The following is a 17,979-nucleotide window of genomic DNA, read 5'->3' as shown; positions in this document are numbered from 1 at the left end:
CGTCTGCTTCGTCTGCACCGGCAACATCTGCCGCTCGCCCATGGCCGAGACGGTGCTGCGGTCGCTCGCCGACGCGGCCGGGCACGGCGACGACCTCGTCATCTCGTCCGCCGGCACCGGCGACTGGCACGTCGGCGAAGGCGCCGACCCGCGCACGGAGACCGCCCTCGCGGCCCGCGGATACGATGGCTCGCGTCACCGGGCCAAGCAGTTCGCCACCGACGACTTCGCGCGGCACGACCTCGTCGTCGCGTTCGACCGGGGGCAGGAGCGCATCCTCCGCTCGTGGGCGACGAACGACGCCGACCGGTCGAAGGTGCAGCTGCTGCTGACGTTCGATCCCGCCGCGGCCGCGCGTGCGGGTGTGACGGGCACCGACGTCCCCGATCCGTACTACTCAGACGCCGCGATGTTCGACACGGTCCTCGACCTGGTCGAGCAGTCGTGCGCCGCACTCTTCCGCCAGATCGAACCAGCACTCCGCAAGGGACCCTCATGACGTTGCCCCCTCAGCCCCTCAGCCCCCTCGACGGCCGGTACCGCGCCTCCGTCGGCTCGCTCGGCGACCACCTCAGCGAGGCCGGTCTCAACCGGGCCCGCGTGCACGTCGAGGTCGAGTGGCTGATCGCGCAGACCGAGCGCGGGGCCTTCGGCTCGAGCCCGCTCGACGAGTCGCAGAAGCGGGCGCTCCGGGCGATCGTCGCCGACTTCGGTCAAGACGCCATCGACGAGCTCGCCGGTCTCGAGGCCACCACCCGCCACGACGTCAAGGCCGTCGAGTACTACGTGCGGGCGCGCCTGACCGACCTCGGCCTCGACTCGATCGCCGAGCTGACCCACTTCGCCTGCACCAGCGAGGACATCAACAACCTCTCGTACGCCGTCACCGTCAAGGCCGCCGTCGCCGAGGTCTGGCTGCCCGCCTTCGACGCCGTGATCGACGCCCTGACGCGCTGGGCGACCGACGCGCGCGACGTGCCGATGCTCGCCCACACGCACGGCCAGCCCGCGACCCCGACGACGGTCGGCAAGGAGTTCGCGGTCTTCGTGCACCGCCTGCAGCGCCTCCGCGCGCAGATCGTCGCGACCGAGTACCTCGGCAAGTTCAGCGGCGCCACGGGCACGTTCTCGGCGCACGTCGTCGCCGACCCGTCGGCCGACTGGCCCGAGATCTCGCGGGCCTTCGTCGAAGACAGCCTCGGCCTCGCCTGGAACCCGCTCACCACCCAGATCGAGTCGCACGACTGGCAGGCCGAGCTGTACTCGCGCGTCGCCCACGCGAACCGGGTGCTGCACAACCTCGCGACCGACGTCTGGTCGTACATCTCGATGGGGTACTTCACGCAGATCCCGCAGGTCGGCGCGACGGGCTCGTCGACGATGCCGCACAAGATCAACCCCATCCGGTTCGAGAACGCCGAGGCGAACCTCGAGCTCTCGTGCGCCCTGCTCGACTCGCTCGCCTCGACGCTCGTCACCTCACGCCAGCAGCGCGACCTCACCGACTCGTCGACGCAGCGCAACATCGGCGTCGCGTTCGGTCACTCGATGCTCGCGCTCGACAACCTGCGCCGCGGGCTCGGCGAGATCGCCGTCGGCACGGTCGCCCTCGAAGCCGACCTCGACTCGAACTGGGAGGTGCTCGGCGAGGCGATCCAGACGGTGATCCGCGCCGAGGTCGTCGCCGGCCGCTCGTCGATCGCCGATCCCTACGCGATGCTGAAGGAGCTCACCCGGGGCAAGCGGGTCGGGCAGGCCGAGCTCGTCGCGTTCGTCGAGGGGCTCGACGTCGGCGACGACGCGAAGCGCCGGCTCACCGCGCTGACACCGCCGACGTACACGGGCATCGCGTCGCAGCTGGTCGACCGCCTGGCGTAGCCCGCCACTCGTGCGCCGGCGCGCTTCGGCGGGTTCGTGTCATCGGGGGCGGGTCAGCGCTGACCCGCCGCGAGTGACGGGAACCCGCCGAACCCCCGTGGGCGTGCTGCGGACGGGCCGGAAGACCCTGCGGCGGGTTCGTGTCATCGGGGGCGGGTCAGCGCTGACCCGCCGCGAGTGACGGGAACCCGCCGAACCTCCCGTGGGCAGCGCGCAGAACCGCAGCGCGCAGAACCGCAGCGCGCAGAACCGCACCGCTCAGCACCGCACCGCGCAGGGCGGAGCCGAGGAGGCGCGAGTCGGCGGGTCCCGCCGGCGCCGGTCAGTGCCCGCGCGGCTTGTCGGCGTCGTCGAGCTCGTGCTGCTCGTCGTCGTTGGGCTTCGCCGCGAGGGCGAGCATGGCGATCACGACGAGGGCGACGATGAAGCCGATGCAGAGGAAGATCAGCGCGAGGTCGAGTTCGCGGGTGGTGAGCAGCACGACGACGCCGATGAACACGGCGAACACCGCGCTGAGGCCGAGGAACTCGGCGGGGCGGACGCGGTCGCGCCAGCTGGGTTGGGTCATCTCTGGGGTACTCCGTCTGAACTGGTGTCGGCGTCTGAAGCGGGGTGGGCGGGGATCCCCGCCGGGTCGGGTGTCGTGGTCTGCCACTTGAGCGACAGGCCCGCGATCACGAGGAACACGCCGACGAGGGCACCGTACGCGCCCAGCAGGCCGACCAGCACGGTCGACGAGGTCAGCACGCCCTCGATCCGCTCGATGCCGCCGAGCTCGCGGGCGTAGTCGGGCGGCACGAGCACGAAGGCCAGGGCGAGCGCGAGCGTCAGCGCCCCGACGGTCGTCCAGTCACGGGCGAGCGGCGAACGGCCGCGACGCCGCAGACCCGTGACGAGCTCGAGTGCCCCGGTCACGAAGGCCCAGGCCAGGACGACGGCGACGAGCACGGTCAGCCCGCCCGACGAGAAGACGAGCGCCGCGATGCCGGCCAGGAGACCCACGACGCCCTGCACCAGCTGTAGCGTCCGACTCGACGGGTCGGACGACAGGCGGGTCGCCGCGCCGAGCGCGAGGACGAGCCCGGCGACCAGGGTCGCCGCCCCGAAGACGATGAGCCCGATGCGGGCCGAATGGTCGGGTGAGAACGTGATGATCACGCCCATCGCCAGGGCGGGCACCGCGCGGAGCAGCGGGACCGGCCAGTAGCGCGCGCTGCGGGCAGCGTCGGGATGGGCAGACACGGGACCTCTTTCGGGCGTCGGGGAACCCGAGGAGTTTACCGCCCCTCCCCTGACAGGCCTCCGGGACGATCACCCGTCGCTCACCCCTTCTCACGACGGTTACCCAGGGGGCTCCCTTACGGTCGCTACATCCAAGGGCGCATCGCTCACGACACGCGGCTGGGAAGTCGACCACCGCCGGAGCCCGATGACGTCCGTTGCACCATCCCCGACCACCGACCGCTTCGCCGACTCCGGTTTCCGGGCCACCGTCCCCGGCCGGGTCAGCAAGCCGACGAGCACCTACTCCGAGCTGCTGAAGAGCGTGCGCGACGCGGGCCTCCTCAAGCGTCGCACCGGTTTCTACATCACCGTCTTCGTCGTGCTCGTGCTGAGCCTCGGCGGTGCCGCCACCGGCTTCGTCCTGCTCGGGTCGAGCTGGTTCCAGCTGCTGATCGCCGCGGCGCTCGGGGTCATCCTCACGCAGTTCGCGTTCCTCACCCACGAGGCGTCGCACCGTCAGGTCTTCGCGTCGGGCACGACGAACGACAAGGTCGGCCGCGTGCTGGCCGCCGGGGTCGTCGGCATCAGCTACGCGTGGTGGATGACGAAGCACACGCGTCACCACGCGAACCCGAACACCAAGGGCAAAGACCCCGACATCGCCTTCGACACGATCTCGTTCCTCGAAGAGGACGCCGCGAAGCAGCGGGGCGTGCTCGGCTTCATCACGCGCCGCCAGGGCTACTTCTTCTTCCCGCTGCTGCTCGGCGAGGGCGTCAACCTGCACGTGACGTCGTTCCGCACGCTGCTGGGGCGTCAGAAGGTCGAGGGCCGTGCGCTCGAGATCACGCTCATCGCCGTGCGTCTGGCCCTGTACTTCGGCGTCGTGTTCTGGTTCCTGCCGCTCGGCATGGCCTTCGCGTTCATCGGCGTGCAGATGGCCGTCTTCGGCCTCTACATGGGCTCGTCGTTCGCCCCGAACCACAAGGGCATGCCGATCATCCCCGAGGGCGCCAAGGTCGACTTCCTCAGCAAGCAGGTCCTGACGTCGCGCAACATCACGGGCCGCTTCTCGACCGCGTTCATGGGCGGGCTGAACTACCAGGTCGAGCACCACCTGTTCCCGAGCATGGCGCGCCCGCATCTGCGGGCCGCGAGCCGCCTCGTGAAGCAGCACTGCGCCTCCTACGACATCCCGTACACCGAGACCACGATCACGAAGTCGTACGGGATCGTCGTCCGCTACCTGAACCGGGTCGGGCTCGCCGCCCGCGACCCGTTCGACTGCCCGGCCGCCCAGCAGCTGCGCCCCCGCTGAGTCGGTCGCTCGCCGCACCGGTCACCCAGCGCGCCGGTCGCGAGCAGGTCGACCGCAGACCGCCCCGCCCCTCGATCCGTCGAGCGGCGGGGCGGTCCGTCGTCTCAGCCCGTCCGGTCGTCGCGTCGCGTGACGAGGAAGTCCACGTACCGCACGCGGGAGTCGGCGTCCGGTCGGGGGCGGCCGGCCGCGACGTTCTGCCGACGGTGGTCGGTCACATCGTCGGATGTGCGGGTGCGGGGCTTCGAGTAGCCGACGATCCGGACGGGTTCGGTGGCCGGGTCGCTCCGATAGGTGCTCGTCACGATCGGTCCGCCCTCCGTCGAAGAGCCCCGGCGGTCGCGCGGGGACGCTCTCAACCTAGAGACGGCGCCGAACGCGGTGAAGGGGGTTGCCAGGGCGCGGCGACGCTGCTAGGAGCGGACCAGCCGAGGAGGCGCGGGTCGCCGACCCGAGGAGGCGCGGGTCGCCGACCCGGCGGGCGTCACGCGGTCGCGGGCCACGCCTCCAGCTGCCACCCGAGCCACGGGCTGAAGGCGAAGGGCGCGGCGGCCACGGCGCGGCGGAGCTCGGCCGGATCGACCCAGGCCCACTCGGCGACCTCGTCGGGCGACGGGTCGGGCGTGCCGATCACCCGGGCGGTGAACACGGGGCAGATCTCGTTCTCGACGACGCCCGAGGCGTCGGTGGCGATGTAGCGGAAGTCGGGGAGGATGACCTCGACGTCGCTGACCTCGATGCCCAGCTCCTGCGAGGCGCGGCGGCGGACGGCGTCGGCCGGCGTCTCGCCGGGGGCCGGGTGGCCGCAGTACGAGTTCGTCCAGACACCGGGCCAGGTCTTCTTCGACAGGGCGCGCCGGGTCACGAGCACACGACCGAGGTCGTCGACGACGTGGCAGCTGAAGGCGAGGTGCAGGGGCGTGGTGGCGGTGTGGACGGTCGCCTTCTCGGTCGTCCCGACCGGTTCGCCCGACTCGTCGAGCAGCACGACCAGCTCGGCCTGCGGCCCCGGAGCGATCTCGTGGGGCTCGACCGCTGAGGAGGGTTTCTCGGATGTCATGAGAGGTAGTCTGCCTGGCGTGGACGGTGAACTTCTTCGCGAACGGACGCGGGAGCGGCATGAGCGTGTCGACGCCGTCCTCGACGGCTTCTTCAGCCTGGCCAAACGCCGGGCCGAGTCGGTCGGCTCGCGCTACGTCGACCTCTGGTCCGTGCTCGAGCGCAACAGCGCCGGCGGCAAGCGGTTCCGCCCGCGCATGGTCTTCACGGCGTACGACGCCCTGGGCGGTGGCGACGAAGACGCCGTGGCGGGTGTCGGGGCGGCCTTCGAGCTGCTGCACACCGCCCTCATCGTGCACGACGACGTCATCGACCGCGACTTCTCACGGCGCGGCATCCCGAACGTCTCGGGCAGCTACCGCGACACCGCGACGACCGCCGGTCTCTCGACGCCCGCAGCCGAGCACCGGGGCATGTCGGCCGCCGTCATCGCAGGCGACCTCGCGCTGACCGGTGCGAGCCGCCTCCTCATGCAGGTGCGGTGCGAGAGCGGGGTCCAGGCGCGCCTCCTCGACATCCTCGACGAGGCCATCTTCGTCAGCGCCGGCGGCGAGATGGTCGACGTCGAGCTCTCGCTGTCGGACGACGTGCCGACGGTCGACGAGATCCTGAACATGGAGCGCGCGAAGACCGCGGTCTACTCGTTCGAGGCCCCGCTGCAGGCCGGCGCCGTCCTGGCCGGGGCCGGCGACGACGTCGTCGACGCGGTCGGCGAGTTCGGCCGCGAGGTCGGGGTCGCCTATCAGCTGGTCGACGACCTGCTCGGCGTCTTCGGCACCGAAGAGAGCACGGGCAAGACGACGCTCGGCGACCTCCGCGAGGGCAAGCGCACCGTGCTGATCGCGCACGCCGCGACGACCGACCAGTGGTTCGCGATCCAGCCCTTCGTCGGCAAGGCCGATCTGACCCCGGACGAGGCCGCGCACGTGCGCAGCAGGCTCGAGGCGTGCGGTGCCCGGTCGTTCGCCGAGACGCTCGTCGAGCAGCACGCGGCACGGGCCCTGGCCGTGCTCGAGGGCCCCGCGATCGGCGACGCCCTCCGAGACGCCCTCAGCCCGCTCGTCTCGACCGTCCTCGAGAGGGTCCGATGACCGGCCTCGCGCTGTACGACACCGTCGCCGACCAGACGGCGTCGGGGGTGATCCGTCGGTACTCGACGTCGTTCGGGTTGGCCTCGCGCCTCCTCGGCGCCGACGTCCGTCAGCATGTCGAGAACGTCTACGCGCTGGTGCGGGTCGCCGACGAGATCGTCGACGGGCCGGCCGCCGAGGCGGGGCTCGACCCCGAGTCGTCCGCGCGGTGCCTCGACGAGTTCGAGGCCGAGACCGAGCGGGCCATCGAGACGGGCTTCAGCGCGAACCTCGTCGTGCACGCCTTCGCCCGAACCGCGCGCACCGCCGGCTTCGGCAGCGAGCTGACCCGCCCCTTCTTCGCCTCGATGCGCGCCGACCTCAGCGCCCGCGAGCACGACGCCGAGTCGTTCGACCGCTACGTCCACGGCTCGGCCGAGGTCGTCGGTCTGATGTGCCTCCGCGCGTTCCTCCTCGGGCACGCGTTCCCGTCGTCGACCGTCGCCGAGCTTGACGAGGGCGCCCGGCGCCTCGGCGCGGCCTTCCAGAAGGTGAACTTCCTGCGCGACCTCGCGGCCGACTTCGAGCAGCTCGGCCGCAGCTACTTCCCCGGGGTCGACGTCGGCTCGTTCGACGAGGCCACCAAGGCCCGCCTCGTGGCCGACATCGACGACGACCTCCGGGTCGCCGGCGACATCATCCCCGTGCTGCCCGCGACGTCGCGACGCGCGGTCGCCCTGGCGCACGGCCTGTTCGCCGAGTTGAACCGCCGTCTCGAGGCGACCCCCGCCTCCTCGCTCATCCGCGCCCGTGTCCGCGTGCCCGACCCGGTGAAGGTCCGCATCGCCCTCGCGTCCGCCGCCGGCCGCACCACCCGCATCCCCGACCGCCCCGCCGAGAGGACCTCGTGAGCACACCCTGGCTCGACCGCGCCACCGGAGACACCACCGTCGAGCGGCACGGCTCGCGCGCCGTCGTGATCGGCGGCGGCATCAGCGGTCTGGCCTCGGCGGCGCTGCTCGCCCGCGAGGGCCACGACGTCGTGCTGCTCGAGAAGAACGACGCCGTCGGCGGTCGCGCCGGCTCCTGGAGCCACGACGGGTTCCGCTTCGACCTCGGCCCCAGCTGGTATCTGATGCCCGAGGTGTTCGACCACTTCTTCCGGCTGATGGGCACGTCGTCGGCCGAGCAGCTCGACCTCGTCGAGCTCGACCCCGGCTACCGCGTCTACTTCGAGCCGTCGGCCGACGGCGGGTCCGACGCGCCCATCGACGTCCCCCGCGGTCTCGAAGAGAACGTCGCGCTGTTCGAGTCGATCGAGCCCGGCAGCGGCGACCGCATGCGCAGCTACCTGCGGTCGGCCCGCGACACGTACGAGATGGCCAAGCAGAGGTTCCTCTACACGAGCTTCGAGAGCGTCGGGCCCCTGCTGCGCGGAGACGTCGTCGTCCGTCTGCCGAAGCTCGCGCGCCTCCTGCTCCAAGACCTCGACACGTTCGCGTCGCGCACGGTGAAGGAGCCGCGACTGCGGCAGATCCTCGGCTACCCCGCGGTGTTCCTCGGATCCTCGCCGTTCAAGACGCCGAGCATGTACCACCTGATGAGCACGCTCGACCTCGACGACGGCGTGCTCTACCCGCGCGGCGGCCTGATCACCGTCATCGACGCGATCGAGCGCGTGGCCCGCGAGGCGGGGGTGCGCATCGAGACCGAGGCGTCGGTCACGCGCGTGACGACCGCCGAGCCCGTCGTCGGCGAGGGTCGTGCCGGCCGGGTGCGCTCGCGGGGCGTCGCCACCGGGGTCGAGTACGTCGACGCCGACGGCGAGGCGCAGCGCCTCGAGGCCGACGTGGTGGTCGGGGCCGCCGATCTGCACCACATCGAGACCACGATGCTGCCCCCGTCGCTCCGCACCTTCGACGACGACTACTGGACGAAGCGCGACCCGGGGCCGAGCGCCCTGCTGATGTACCTCGGCGTCGAGGGCGAGATCCCCGAGCTCGAGCACCACACGCTGCTGTTCGCGAACGACTGGCACGAGAACTTCGACCGCATCTTCGGGGCCGACAAGCGCATCCCCGACCCGCCCTCGCTCTACGTCTGCAAGCCGAGCACCGTCGACCCGTCGACCGCGCCCGAGGGTCACACGAATCTCTTCGTGCTCGTCCCGCTGCCCGCCGACCCGGCGCTCGGTCGCGGCGACGTCGACGGAGACGGCGACACGCTGATCGAGCGGCTCGCCGACCTCGTGATCGAGCAGATCGCGAGCTGGACGGGCGTCTCCGACCTCGCCGACCGCGTCGTCCTGCGGCGCACCCGCGGCCCCCGCGACTTCGTCGACGACGTCAACGCCTGGAGCGGCAGCATGCTCGGCCCGGCCCACACCCTCGACCAGAGCGCGATGTTCCGCGCCGGCAACACGTCCGAGCACGTCGAGAACCTCTTCTACGTCGGCGGCTCGGTGCGACCCGGCATCGGTCTGCCGATGTGCCTGATCAGCGCCGAGATCCTGCTGAAGAACCTGCGTGGCGACCGCAGCACCGAGCCGCTGCCCGAGCCGGGCGAGTCGACCTCGAGCGCGCCTCCCCGGTCCGAGTCCGCCGCCTGATGGGCCTGCTCTACCTCGTCGCCCTCTGCATCTCGATCTTCGGCATGGCGATGCTCGACCGCCGGTTCACGCTGTTCTTCTGGCGTGACGCCCCGCGGGCGTTCGTGACGCTGCTGGTCGGCGTCGTGTTCTTCCTGATCTGGGACATCGTCGGCATCGACACCGGGGTGTTCTTCCGAGGCGAGACGTCGTTCATGACCGGCATCCAGATCGCCCCCGAGCTGCCGCTCGAAGAGGTCTTCTTCCTGACGCTGCTCTGCTACCTGACGATGAACCTCCTCGCCGGCACACGGCTGATCGTCGATCGTCGCGCCTCCCGTCGAGAGGGCGGCGCCTCATGACGTACTGGGCGATCAACGCCGTGTTCCTCGCGCTCGTGGCCGTGGTGGCGGGGGCCGCCGTGCTGGCTGCCTGGTGGCGCGGTCGGGCCGAGCGCGCCTCCTCGGCCGCCCGTGTCGCCCGCGTGCGCGCGGCCGGCCTCTCGACGGTCGTGCTGCTGCTGATGACCGCCGTCTTCGACAACATCATGATCGGGGTCGGTCTGGTCGACTACGCGCCCGACCGCATCAGCGGCGTGAAGATCGGCATCGCCCCCCTCGAGGACTTCGCCTACTCGGTGGCCGCGCTCGTGCTGCTGCCGTCGGTGTGGACCCTGCTCGGCGGACGCCGGGCCCCGAAGGAGGCGCGCTCATGAAGACGCTGACCGCCCTGTTCTGGTCGTCACGGCCCCTCAGCTGGATCAACACGGCGTTCCCGTTCGCGGCGGCGTTCATCCTGACGTCGGCGAGCGGCACCGTCGCGTACGGCGGGTCGTACGTGCCGCTCGACTCGGACGGCTCGAGCACCGTCGCCACCGTCCTGCAGTCGGACGCGACCGGCTTCTTCGACTTCGGCGCCGTCCCCTGGCTGATCGCGATCGTCGGCATCGTGTACTTCCTGGTGCCCTACAACCTCGCGATGTACGGCATCAACGACGTCTTCGACTACGAGAGCGACCTCCGCAACCCGCGCAAGGGCGGGGTCGAGGGCGCATTGCTCGACCGCGGTCTGCACCGCACGACGCTGTGGGCCGCCGTCGTCACCAACGTGCCGTTCCTGATCTTCCTGGTGATCGTCGGCAGCCCGCTGAGCTGGCTCGTGCTGGCGATCAGCGTCTTCGCCGTCATCGCCTACTCGGCGCCCGGGCTGCGCTTCAAGGAACGCCCGTTCGTCGACTCCATCACGTCGAGCACGCACTTCGTCAGCCCCGCCGTCTACGGGCTCGCGCTCGCCGGCGCGACCGTCACGCCGCAGCTCGTCGCGCTGCTGGGCGCGTTCTTCCTCTGGGGGATGGCCAGTCACGCGTTCGGCGCCGTCCAGGACGTCCTCGCCGACCGCGAGGGCGGCATCGCGTCGATCGCCACGGTCATCGGGGCGAAGGCGACCGTCCGGTTCTCGGTCGTGGCGTACCTCCTCGCCGGGGTGCTGATGACCCTCACCGAGTTCCCCGGCCCGATCGCGGCGATCATCCCCGTGGTCTACGCGATCAGCTGCGCCCCGTGGTGGAACGTCGCCGACGCCGACGCGGAGGGCGTCAACCGCGGCTGGAAGCGGTTCCTGACGCTGAACTTCCTGTCGGGCTTCGTCACGACGATGCTGCTCATCTGGTGGGTCGCCCTGGCCTGAGACGGCCCCGGCCCGAGACGGCCCTGGCGCGAGACGGCCGTGGCCCGAGGCGGCGGACGAACCGACGCGCCTCCCGATGTTCACCTCCGTGATAGGTACGCCCCCTATGGTCGCGTCGTGAGTCCTCGCCTCAGTCGATCCGCCGCCGCCCTCCGCCGGGCCCGTGCCTGGAACGACACGGGGCACCGCGTCGCCGAGCGCTGGGCGGTCATCCGCCGGCACCCGCACGCGATCTGGTGGGCGTTCGTCAGCCTGCACCTCACCGTGATGCTCGCCCTGACGCCGATGATGCTCACCGGCGACGTCACCGGCGACCTCCCGCTCTACCGTTCGTGGGCGAGCGGCGCGCTCGCCGACGGCCGTTGGCCGGTGCTCGACTTCGACTGGGTCTACCCCGCGGGTGCGCTCGGGCCGATCGTGCTGTCGAACATCCTGGGCGAGTCGCTCTACCAGTTCGTCTGGCTGCTGCTGCTGACCGCCGTCAACGCCGGGGCGCTCTGGCTGCTCACCGACCGCGGGCGACGCACCGTCGACGCCACGGCCGCCTGGTGGTGGCTGCTCATCCTGTTCCTGCTGAGCCCCGTGGCGTTCCTGCGGCTCGAGGGGTTCAGCGCCCCGCTCGTCGTGGCCGGGCTGCTGATGCTCGCCACCCGGCCGAGGGTCGCCGGCGCGCTGCTCGCCCTCGCGACCTGGATCAAGGTCTGGCCCGCCGCGGTCGTCGCCGCCGCCGTCGCGGTGTCGCGCCGTCGGGGCTCCATCGTCGGGGCGGGCGTCGCGACGAGCGCGGCCATCGTGGGGCTCGTCGTCGTGGGCGGCGGCGCCTCGCACCTCGACAGCTTCGTCACGATGCAGTCGAGCCGCGGCCTGCAGGTCGAGGCGCCGATGGCGACCCCCTGGCTCTGGATGGCGATGCTCGGGGTGCCCGGCGCCTCCGTCTACGAGAACGTGGGGCTCGCGACGAACGAGGTCATGGGGCCCGGCGCCTCGGTGCTGATCAACGGCAGCACCGGTCTGATGTTCGGGGTGCTGTTCGCGCTGGCCGTGCTCGTCGCCGTCGCCGCCCTGGGTCTGCCCGGTGCCCGTCGCGGTGCCCGGGCCGTCGACGAGACCGGCGTCGTGCTGCTCGGCGCCCTCGCGCTGACGACCACGTTCGTCGCCCTCAACAAGGTCGGCTCGCCGCAGTACGTGCTGTGGATCGCGCCCGTCGTCGCGGTCGGGCTGGCGCTCCGGCCCGAGCAGTTCCGGGTGCCGGCCCTGCTCATCGGCTGGTCGGCCGGTCTGACGACGCTCGTGTTCCCGATCCTGTACCTGCCCCTCCTCGATCTGAATCCGTTCGCGGTGGTGGTGCTCGCGGCCCGCAACGTGCTGATCGTGGTGCTCTTCGGCTGGTGCGTGCTGCGGGTCGTGGCCGCCGCGCTGGCGGCCGTCGGCGTCACCGGGCGCCCTCTGACGCCCGAGGCCGTCGGCATCGGGCTGAGATCCGCCCGATAGAGGTCAATCTGGGCCTCCCGGGCCGTGCTGTGCCAGCGTGGAGAGTCCAGAGCACGACAACGAGCAACTAGGAGCACTCATGAAAGGCAAGATCCTCTTCGTCGCAGGAGCGGCTGTCGGGTACGTCCTCGGAGCCCGCGCGGGCCGTGGCGCCTACATCAAGATCAAGGACCGCGCCGGCGACCTGTGGGAGAACCCCTCGGTGCAGAAGACGGTCCACCAGGCGGAGGACTTCGTCAAGGACAACGCCCCCGTCGTCGGATCCAAGCTGAAGGACGTCGCGAACGACGCCGCCTCCGCCGCCCAGTCGACCGTCAAGTCCGCCACGAAGAAGGCCGACAAGGTCGCCGACCAGGCGAAGGCCAAGGCCGACGAGGTGGGATCGAAGGGCGCGTCCGCCACCGGTGCCGACAAGGGCGACGCCGACACCGGCGACCGCGACAACGGCACCTCGAAGCTCCCGGGAGTGAGCGTCGGTGACTGACCTCAAGAACCCGCAGGAGAGCACGAAGAAGTCGCTCGGCTCGCTGCTCGGCAGCCTGCCCGAGCTGATCTCGCGCCTCATCCGCGGTGAGATCGCCCTCGCCAAGACCGAGCTCTCGACGAAGCTGAAAGAGGTCGGGGTCGGTGCGGGTCTGCTCGTCGGCGCCGCGCTCTTCGGGTTCTTCCTGCTCGCGGTGCTGCTGACCGCTGCCGTGCTGGGGCTGTCGACCGTCGTGGCCCCGTGGTTGGCCGCGCTGATCGTCGCCGCCGTGCTGCTGATCATCACCGCCGTGCTCGCCCTGCTGGGCGTCAAGGCGCTGAAGAAGGGCGTGCCGCCGACCCCCGAGAAGACGGTCGCCAGCGTCAAGGCCGACGTCACCGCTCTGAAGGGCCAGGGAACCTATGACTCCCCGCAGCACTGACCCGGCCGGGAAGATCGAGCCGAAGCCCGACCCCGAGCGCGAGCTCGCCGAGGCGAGGGCCGAGGAGGCGCGGGCCGAGAAGTCCGGCGGCTCGCGCGACGAGACGGCCCCGGAAGACGAGAAGGGCCCGCGCCCCGGCGCGAGCATCCCCGAGATCGAGCTCGACCTCGCGCGCACCCGCGAGGAGTTCGCGGCGACGCTCGACGCCATCGAAGACAAGCTGAGCGTGCCGGCGCACGCCCGCCGCCTCAAGGCGAGCGTCAAGCGGCGGTACTCCGACGACCCGAAGCCGGTCGTCGCGGCGGCCGCCGCGGGCGCCGCCGGCCTGGCGGCCATCGTCGCCGGCGTCGTCAAGGTCGCCCGGCGCTGACCGCCTCGGCGCCGACCGGCCGGTATCGGCCGGCCGGTGGCGACCGCCCCGGCGCGGTGGCGGTCCTCGCGACCGGCACCGCGCCTCCTGGGCTCACCACCCGCATCTCCACGACAGGACACCCCATGGCCCAGAAGAGCACCGAGCGCGAGCAGCAGGCGCCGTCGGCGGACGACGAGCGCAAACCGCAGGAGCTGACCGACGTGTCGAAGCCCTCGTGGGGGTACGTGCTCGGCAAGACGCTCCGCGAGTTCACCCGCGACCAGTGCACCGACCTCGCCGCGGGTCTGACCTACTACGCCGTGCTCGCGATCTTCCCGGCTCTGCTGGCGATCGTGTCGCTGCTCGGGGTCGTCGGGCAGGCCGGGGCGACGGCCGACGCGGTGCTCGACATCATCCGGCAGCTGGGGTCGCCCGACGTCGCGAAGCTGCTCGAGGGCCCGATCGAGCAGCTGACCGGGTCGCCGGCGGCCGGCGTCGCCCTGATCGTCGGTGTGCTCGGCGCGCTGTGGTCGGCCTCCGGGTTCGTCGGCGGCTTCGGGCGCGCCATGAACCGCATCTACGGCATCGACGAGGGTCGCCCGATCTGGAAGCTGCGCCCGACGATGCTCGGCGTCACCGCGTTCACGGTCGTGCTGATCGTCGCGGCCGGGCTGATCCTCGTGCTCAGCGGGCCCGTCGCCCAGACGGTCGGCGACCTGGTCGGACTCGGATCGACGGCGGTCTTCGTCTGGAACATCGTCAAGTGGCCCGTGCTCGCGGTGATCGCCATCGTGATCGTGGCCGTGCTCTACTACTGGGCCCCGAACATCAAGCAGCCGAAGTTCAAGTGGATGAGCATCGGGTCGCTCGTCGCCCTGGTCATCTGGCTGATCGCGTCGGTCGGCTTCGGCTTCTACGTCGCGAACTTCTCGAACTACAACGCGACCTACGGCTCGCTCGGCGCCGTGATCGTGTTCCTGCTCTGGCTCTGGATCACCAACAACGCGCTGCTCTTCGGCGCGGAGTTCGATGCCGAGCTCGAGCGCGGACGTCAGCTGCAGGCCGGCATGAAGGCCGAGAGCGAGATCCTGCTGCCGCCGCGCGACACGGCGCAGACCGAGAAGAAGGCCGCCGCGCTCGCCAAGGACGAGCTCGAGGGCATGCGCCTGCGCCAGGCGGCGGCCGCCGAGATGGCGCGTCAGGGCGAGGAGCGACCCGAGGCCGACGGCGAGGGCGGATCGGCCCCGTCGGACGACCACCCGGAGCCCGACGAGCCCGACTCGGGCAAGCGCCGCGACTGAGCGCGCGCCACGCCGGCCGCGTGCCGGGCTGGCCGCGTGCCGGGCCGGCCGCGCGCCGGGCCGGCCGCGCGCCGGGCTGGCCGCGTGTTACACCCCGAAACCCGCGCTACACCCCGATCTCTCGAGGTGTAGCGCGGGTTTCGGGGTGTCGCGTGGGGCTCGGCTCAGAAGGAGAAGCCGAGCTCGGCCGGGTACTCGCCGCGGGCGGTGAGCGTGGCGGCGGCGTCGCGCAGGTGCGACAGCGTCAGACCCATGGTGGTGGGGCCGAAGCTGACGCGCGAGACCCCGAGCTCGGCGAGACGGGCCAGGGGCACGGCCGACGGGTTCGAGATGACGCTGATCTTGCCGTCGATGCGGTCGAGGGCGGCCTTGACGAGGTCTTCGGTGCCGAGTCCGAGCACGAAGGCGCAGTCGGCGCCGGCGGCGAGGTACGCGTTGGCGCGCGTGACGGCGTCGTCGAAGCTGTCGGGGTCGCCGGCCAGGGCGTCGACCCGGGCGTTGATGACGATGGGCACCCCGGCGCGGTCGCCGGCCTGGCGGGCGGCGGCGACCTTCGAGACCTGCGTGTCGATGTCGTAGAGCGGGGCCTTGGCCTGGCCGATGCTGTCTTCGATGTTGAGGCCGGCGGCGCCCTCCTCGATGAGTCGGAAGACGTTGTCGAGCGTGCCGGCGGCGTCCGAGGCGTAGGCCTTCTCGAAGTCGACGGACACCGGCAGGTCGACGGACCGGATGATGATGCGCGACGCGGCCAGCATCTCGTCGACGTCGAGGCCCTCGCCGTCCTCGACGCCGTGCGCCTCGCTGATGGAGTGGGAGGCGGTGGCCAGGGCGCGCACGCCCGGTGCGCCGGCGACGATGCGGGCCGTGATGCTGTCCCACACGTTCGTCACGATCAGCGGATCGCCGGGGACGTGCAGCGAGCGGAGCAGTTCGGCCTTCTCGGCCGTGGAGGAGATGGACATGCCCCCAGCCAACCAGCCCGCGCTGTGCGGCACCAGCCCCGCGCGCGCTGCCGCGCGCGCCCCGACCCCAGGAGTCCGCTCAGGCCCCCGTGCGCGCGCTGGGGTCCGAGCGGTTTCCTGGGGTCTCGGCGACCCACGGCCATCGAGGTGACGCGAACGGGGCCCTGTCACGCCTGCGGGGCGCGATCCGGGTCACATCGATGAGGCCGCGAGCGCGGGTCAGGCCGCCGCGAGCGCCGACGTGGGCGGGATGCGCGCCGCCCGCGACGCGGGGTAGAGCCCGCTGACGCCGCCGATCACGACCGTCGCGACCAGCCCGCCGACCGCCGCCCACGCCGGCACCACGACGGGCCAGCCCTGGCTGAGCGCGAACACGGCCGTCACCGCGGCCCCGAGCGCGACGCCCACGGCGCCTCCAAGCAGCGAGAGCAGCAGCGACTCGACCAGGAACTGGTCGCGGATGTGCCGACGGCGTGCGCCGAGCGCTCGCCGCACCCCGACCTCCGCCCGGCGCTCGAGCACCGTGATGACCATGGTGTTGGCCACTCCGATGCCGCCGACGAGCAGCGCCACCCCGCCGATGCCGAGCAGCAGCCCGGTGAACGACGCCTCGGACGCCTGCTGGGCGGCGAGCGCCTCGGACGGCCGGCTCACGGTGACCGCCGTCGGCTCGGCGGGGTTGACCGTGCGGGCGAGGACGTCCCGTACGGCCGCGACCCGCTCGGGGTCGGCTCGCGCGAACAGCCGGGTGGGGCGGCCGTCCCAGCCGAACTCGTCGGCGGCCGTCGACTCGGGCACGAGGGCGGAGCTGTCGAGGTCGGGGGCGAGGGGGAGCGGCGCGAGCACGCCGACCACCGCCACCCAGCGGCCGTCGATCCAGACGCGGCTGCCCGGATGCACCCGGTCGAGACCGAGCGTGGCGGCGGCCGTCGACCCCAGCACGACCTGGGGCAGATCGTCGGACGCGTCGCCGAACCAGGTGCCCGACGACATCTCGCTGCGCAGCACCCCCTCGAGGTCGCCGAGGGCCACGTCGAGGGTTATGCCGCCCGAGGCCGCCGCGGGGATCCGATCGCTCCGGTAGACCCGCTGACCGGGCACCCGGCCGACACCGGCCGCCTGCTCGACGTCCGGGCGGCGGTCGAGCATGTCCCGCGAGGCCTCGGGCAGAGGGACGTCCGTGCCGAGGGCGTCCCGACCGGGGGTGACCTGCAGCAGGTTCGTACCGAGGCCGTCGAGCACCCGGGCGAGAGCCGCCTGGCTCGACGAGGAGATCCCGACGACGGCGATCATCGCCGCGATGCCGATCGCGATGCCGAGCGCCGACAGCACGACGCGCGCGGGTCGGGTCCGCAGCCCGAAGACGCCGAGTCCGACCAGGTCGCGCGTCGACAGCCGACCGGGTCGACGCCGGCTCACGGGAGCACCTCGCCCTCGATCAGACCGTCGCGCATGCGAACCCGGCGGGGCAGGGTGGCCGCCAGCGACAGGTCGTGCGTGATGACCACCACGGTCGTCCCGCCGGCGTTCAGGTCGTCGAGCAGACGCAGGACGGCTGCGCCCGACACCGAGTCGAGGGCGCCCGTGGGTTCGTCGGCGAGCAGCAGCGCGGGTTCGCCGACGATGGCCCGGGCGATCGCCACGCGCTGCTTCTCGCCGCCGGAGAGCTGATGCGGGCGGTGATCGACGCGGTGACCCAGGCCGACGCGGTCGAGGGCGCCGCGGGCCCGGTCGATGCGCTCGCGGCGGGGGACGCCGGCGTAGAGCAGCCCGTCGGCCACGTTCTCGGTGGCCGTCGCACCCGAGGCGAGGTGGAAGTGCTGGAAGACGAAGCCGATGTGCTCGGCGCGGAGTCTCGACAGGGCGTCGTCTCCGAGCCCTCCGACCTCGTGACCGGCCACCCGGACCGATCCGGTCGTCGGGCGGTCGAGCGTGCCCATGACGTTCAGCATGGTCGACTTGCCCGAGCCGCTCGGCCCGACGACCGCCAGGAACTCGCCCCGGGTCACGCTCAGGTCGACGCCCCCGAGGGCGGCCAGCCCGCCGTAGACCTTCGTCACGCCGCGCAGCTCGAGCACGGCCTCGGCGGCCGTCGGGGTCGTCGTCGCCTCCGAGGAGGCGCGGGTCGTCCCGACGAGACCGCCCA

At 72.0% G+C, this 17,979-nt stretch carries 21 protein-coding genes; 14 read left to right on the top strand and 7 right to left on the bottom strand.

Annotated features, from left to right (window positions below; genetic code table 11):
* Window positions 1–40 precede the first annotated feature (40 nt).
* Both IFT51_RS13615 and purB read left to right on the top strand, forming a co-directional pair.
* A complete protein-coding gene (locus IFT51_RS13615; RefSeq protein ID WP_192061668.1) occupies window positions 41–499 on the top strand; it encodes a low molecular weight protein-tyrosine-phosphatase in 459 nt (152 codons plus the stop codon).
* Window positions 496–1,878: an adenylosuccinate lyase gene (gene purB / locus IFT51_RS13610; protein ID WP_192061635.1), complete on the top strand. Its 1,383-nt coding sequence runs from the start codon at window positions 496–498 to the stop codon at window positions 1,876–1,878. Before IFT51_RS13615 ends, purB begins: the two co-directional genes overlap by 4 nt.
* 322 nt (window positions 1,879–2,200) lie before the next feature.
* On the opposite strand, the gene IFT51_RS13605 is transcribed toward purB, so the two are convergent.
* Both IFT51_RS13605 and IFT51_RS13600 read right to left on the bottom strand, forming a co-directional pair.
* Window positions 2,201–2,446, bottom strand: a complete 246-nt coding sequence (locus IFT51_RS13605; protein WP_192061634.1) for a hypothetical protein — start codon at window positions 2,444–2,446, stop codon at window positions 2,201–2,203.
* A complete protein-coding gene (locus tag IFT51_RS13600) occupies window positions 2,443–3,120 on the bottom strand; it encodes a DUF308 domain-containing protein (RefSeq protein ID WP_320480086.1) in 678 nt (225 codons plus the stop codon). Before IFT51_RS13600 ends, IFT51_RS13605 begins: the two co-directional genes overlap by 4 nt.
* Window positions 3,121–3,307: 187 nt before the next feature.
* On the opposite strand from IFT51_RS13600, the gene IFT51_RS13595 reads away from it, so the two are divergent.
* A complete protein-coding gene (locus tag IFT51_RS13595) occupies window positions 3,308–4,420 on the top strand; it encodes an acyl-CoA desaturase (RefSeq protein WP_192061633.1) in 1,113 nt (370 codons plus the stop codon).
* Between the two features lie 104 nt (window positions 4,421–4,524).
* Here the strand turns inward: IFT51_RS13595 and IFT51_RS13590 are convergent, their stop codons facing one another.
* Both IFT51_RS13590 and idi read right to left on the bottom strand, forming a co-directional pair.
* Window positions 4,525–4,725 carry a hypothetical protein gene (locus IFT51_RS13590; protein ID WP_192061632.1) on the bottom strand — a complete coding sequence of 67 codons (201 nt, stop codon included), beginning with the start codon at window positions 4,723–4,725 and terminating at the stop codon, window positions 4,525–4,527.
* Between the two features lie 179 nt (window positions 4,726–4,904).
* The gene (idi, locus tag IFT51_RS13585; RefSeq protein WP_192061631.1) at window positions 4,905–5,480 is read right to left on the bottom strand and encodes an isopentenyl-diphosphate Delta-isomerase; all 576 of its coding nucleotides are present in this window, start codon (window positions 5,478–5,480) and stop codon (window positions 4,905–4,907) included.
* Window positions 5,481–5,499: 19 nt separating this feature from the next.
* Here idi and IFT51_RS13580 point away from each other — a divergent pair, with 19 nt between their 5' ends.
* From IFT51_RS13580 to IFT51_RS13530, 11 genes are all read left to right on the top strand, one after another.
* Entirely contained in the window at window positions 5,500–6,570 is a 1,071-nt protein-coding gene (locus IFT51_RS13580; RefSeq protein ID WP_243215272.1) for a polyprenyl synthetase family protein, read from the top strand.
* A complete protein-coding gene (locus IFT51_RS13575) occupies window positions 6,567–7,460 on the top strand; it encodes a phytoene/squalene synthase family protein (protein WP_192061629.1) in 894 nt (297 codons plus the stop codon). Before IFT51_RS13580 ends, IFT51_RS13575 begins: the two co-directional genes overlap by 4 nt.
* Window positions 7,457–9,157 carry a phytoene desaturase family protein gene (gene crtI, locus IFT51_RS13570; RefSeq protein ID WP_192061628.1) on the top strand — a complete coding sequence of 567 codons (1,701 nt, stop codon included), beginning with the start codon at window positions 7,457–7,459 and terminating at the stop codon, window positions 9,155–9,157. The genes IFT51_RS13575 and crtI overlap by 4 nt, the downstream gene beginning before the upstream one ends.
* Window positions 9,157–9,498 (top strand): lycopene cyclase domain-containing protein, encoded by a 342-nt coding sequence (locus tag IFT51_RS13565; RefSeq protein ID WP_192061627.1) that lies wholly within the window; start codon window positions 9,157–9,159, stop codon window positions 9,496–9,498. The genes crtI and IFT51_RS13565 overlap by 1 nt, the downstream gene beginning before the upstream one ends.
* Window positions 9,495–9,851: a lycopene cyclase domain-containing protein gene (locus IFT51_RS13560; protein WP_192061626.1), complete on the top strand. Its 357-nt coding sequence runs from the start codon at window positions 9,495–9,497 to the stop codon at window positions 9,849–9,851. The genes IFT51_RS13565 and IFT51_RS13560 overlap by 4 nt, the downstream gene beginning before the upstream one ends.
* Window positions 9,848–10,822, top strand: coding sequence for a prenyltransferase (locus IFT51_RS13555; protein ID WP_192061625.1), 975 nt, complete (start codon window positions 9,848–9,850; stop codon window positions 10,820–10,822). The genes IFT51_RS13560 and IFT51_RS13555 overlap by 4 nt, the downstream gene beginning before the upstream one ends.
* Window positions 10,823–10,939: 117 nt before the next feature.
* Window positions 10,940–12,313: a glycosyltransferase 87 family protein gene (locus tag IFT51_RS13550; RefSeq protein ID WP_192061624.1), complete on the top strand. Its 1,374-nt coding sequence runs from the start codon at window positions 10,940–10,942 to the stop codon at window positions 12,311–12,313.
* 79 nt (window positions 12,314–12,392) lie between these two features.
* Window positions 12,393–12,797, top strand: a complete 405-nt coding sequence (locus IFT51_RS13545) for a YtxH domain-containing protein (RefSeq protein ID WP_192061623.1) — start codon at window positions 12,393–12,395, stop codon at window positions 12,795–12,797.
* Complete coding sequence (locus tag IFT51_RS13540) at window positions 12,790–13,218, top strand: phage holin family protein (protein ID WP_192061622.1); 429 nt, start codon at window positions 12,790–12,792, stop codon at window positions 13,216–13,218. Before IFT51_RS13545 ends, IFT51_RS13540 begins: the two co-directional genes overlap by 8 nt.
* A complete protein-coding gene (locus tag IFT51_RS13535) occupies window positions 13,199–13,588 on the top strand; it encodes a DUF3618 domain-containing protein (RefSeq protein ID WP_192061621.1) in 390 nt (129 codons plus the stop codon). Before IFT51_RS13540 ends, IFT51_RS13535 begins: the two co-directional genes overlap by 20 nt.
* A 125-nt stretch (window positions 13,589–13,713) precedes the next feature.
* On the top strand, window positions 13,714–14,871 hold the full coding sequence (locus IFT51_RS13530) for a YihY/virulence factor BrkB family protein (RefSeq protein ID WP_192061620.1): 1,158 nt from the start codon (window positions 13,714–13,716) through the stop codon (window positions 14,869–14,871).
* Between the two features lie 164 nt (window positions 14,872–15,035).
* On the opposite strand, the gene IFT51_RS13525 is transcribed toward IFT51_RS13530, so the two are convergent.
* The 3 genes from IFT51_RS13525 to IFT51_RS13515 all read right to left on the bottom strand — a co-directional run bounded on the left by IFT51_RS13525 (window position 15,036) and on the right by IFT51_RS13515 (window position 17,911).
* Window positions 15,036–15,833 (bottom strand): isocitrate lyase/phosphoenolpyruvate mutase family protein, encoded by a 798-nt coding sequence (locus IFT51_RS13525; RefSeq protein ID WP_192061619.1) that lies wholly within the window; start codon window positions 15,831–15,833, stop codon window positions 15,036–15,038.
* Window positions 15,834–16,052: 219 nt separating this feature from the next.
* Window positions 16,053–17,252: an ABC transporter permease gene (locus IFT51_RS13520; RefSeq protein ID WP_371740811.1), complete on the bottom strand. Its 1,200-nt coding sequence runs from the start codon at window positions 17,250–17,252 to the stop codon at window positions 16,053–16,055.
* Window positions 17,249–17,911, bottom strand: coding sequence for an ATP-binding cassette domain-containing protein (locus IFT51_RS13515; protein ID WP_192061665.1), 663 nt, complete (start codon window positions 17,909–17,911; stop codon window positions 17,249–17,251). Before IFT51_RS13515 ends, IFT51_RS13520 begins: the two co-directional genes overlap by 4 nt.
* Window positions 17,912–17,979 lie beyond the last annotated feature (68 nt).

Origin of the sequence: Frigoribacterium sp. CFBP 13712, assembly GCF_014842255.1 — a bacterium.
In the GTDB taxonomy this organism is placed as follows: Bacteria; Actinomycetota; Actinomycetes; order Actinomycetales; family Microbacteriaceae; genus Frigoribacterium.
Note: the sequence above shows the minus strand (reverse complement) of the source record. Positions and strands in the feature narration are given on the sequence as shown.

What these genes read in the sequence shown, in the direction of transcription:
- IFT51_RS13605 (WP_192061634.1), bottom strand. Translation starts at nt 2,446, where the DNA reads ATGACCCAACCCAGCTGGCGCGACCGCGTCCGCCCCGCCGAGTTCCTC.
- IFT51_RS13595 (WP_192061633.1), top strand. Translation starts at nt 3,308, where the DNA reads ATGACGTCCGTTGCACCATCCCCGACCACCGACCGCTTCGCCGACTCC.
- idi (WP_192061631.1), bottom strand. Translation starts at nt 5,480, where the DNA reads ATGACATCCGAGAAACCCTCCTCAGCGGTCGAGCCCCACGAGATCGCT.
- IFT51_RS13615 (WP_192061668.1), top strand. Translation starts at nt 41, where the DNA reads ATGGCCGAGACGGTGCTGCGGTCGCTCGCCGACGCGGCCGGGCACGGC.
- IFT51_RS13545 (WP_192061623.1), top strand. Translation starts at nt 12,393, where the DNA reads ATGAAAGGCAAGATCCTCTTCGTCGCAGGAGCGGCTGTCGGGTACGTC.
- IFT51_RS13575 (WP_192061629.1), top strand. Translation starts at nt 6,567, where the DNA reads ATGACCGGCCTCGCGCTGTACGACACCGTCGCCGACCAGACGGCGTCG.
- IFT51_RS13560 (WP_192061626.1), top strand. Translation starts at nt 9,495, where the DNA reads ATGACGTACTGGGCGATCAACGCCGTGTTCCTCGCGCTCGTGGCCGTG.
- IFT51_RS13555 (WP_192061625.1), top strand. Translation starts at nt 9,848, where the DNA reads ATGAAGACGCTGACCGCCCTGTTCTGGTCGTCACGGCCCCTCAGCTGG.
- IFT51_RS13530 (WP_192061620.1), top strand. Translation starts at nt 13,714, where the DNA reads ATGGCCCAGAAGAGCACCGAGCGCGAGCAGCAGGCGCCGTCGGCGGAC.
- IFT51_RS13535 (WP_192061621.1), top strand. Translation starts at nt 13,199, where the DNA reads ATGACTCCCCGCAGCACTGACCCGGCCGGGAAGATCGAGCCGAAGCCC.
- purB (WP_192061635.1), top strand. Translation starts at nt 496, where the DNA reads ATGACGTTGCCCCCTCAGCCCCTCAGCCCCCTCGACGGCCGGTACCGC.
- IFT51_RS13565 (WP_192061627.1), top strand. Translation starts at nt 9,157, where the DNA reads ATGGGCCTGCTCTACCTCGTCGCCCTCTGCATCTCGATCTTCGGCATG.
- IFT51_RS13525 (WP_192061619.1), bottom strand. Translation starts at nt 15,833, where the DNA reads ATGTCCATCTCCTCCACGGCCGAGAAGGCCGAACTGCTCCGCTCGCTG.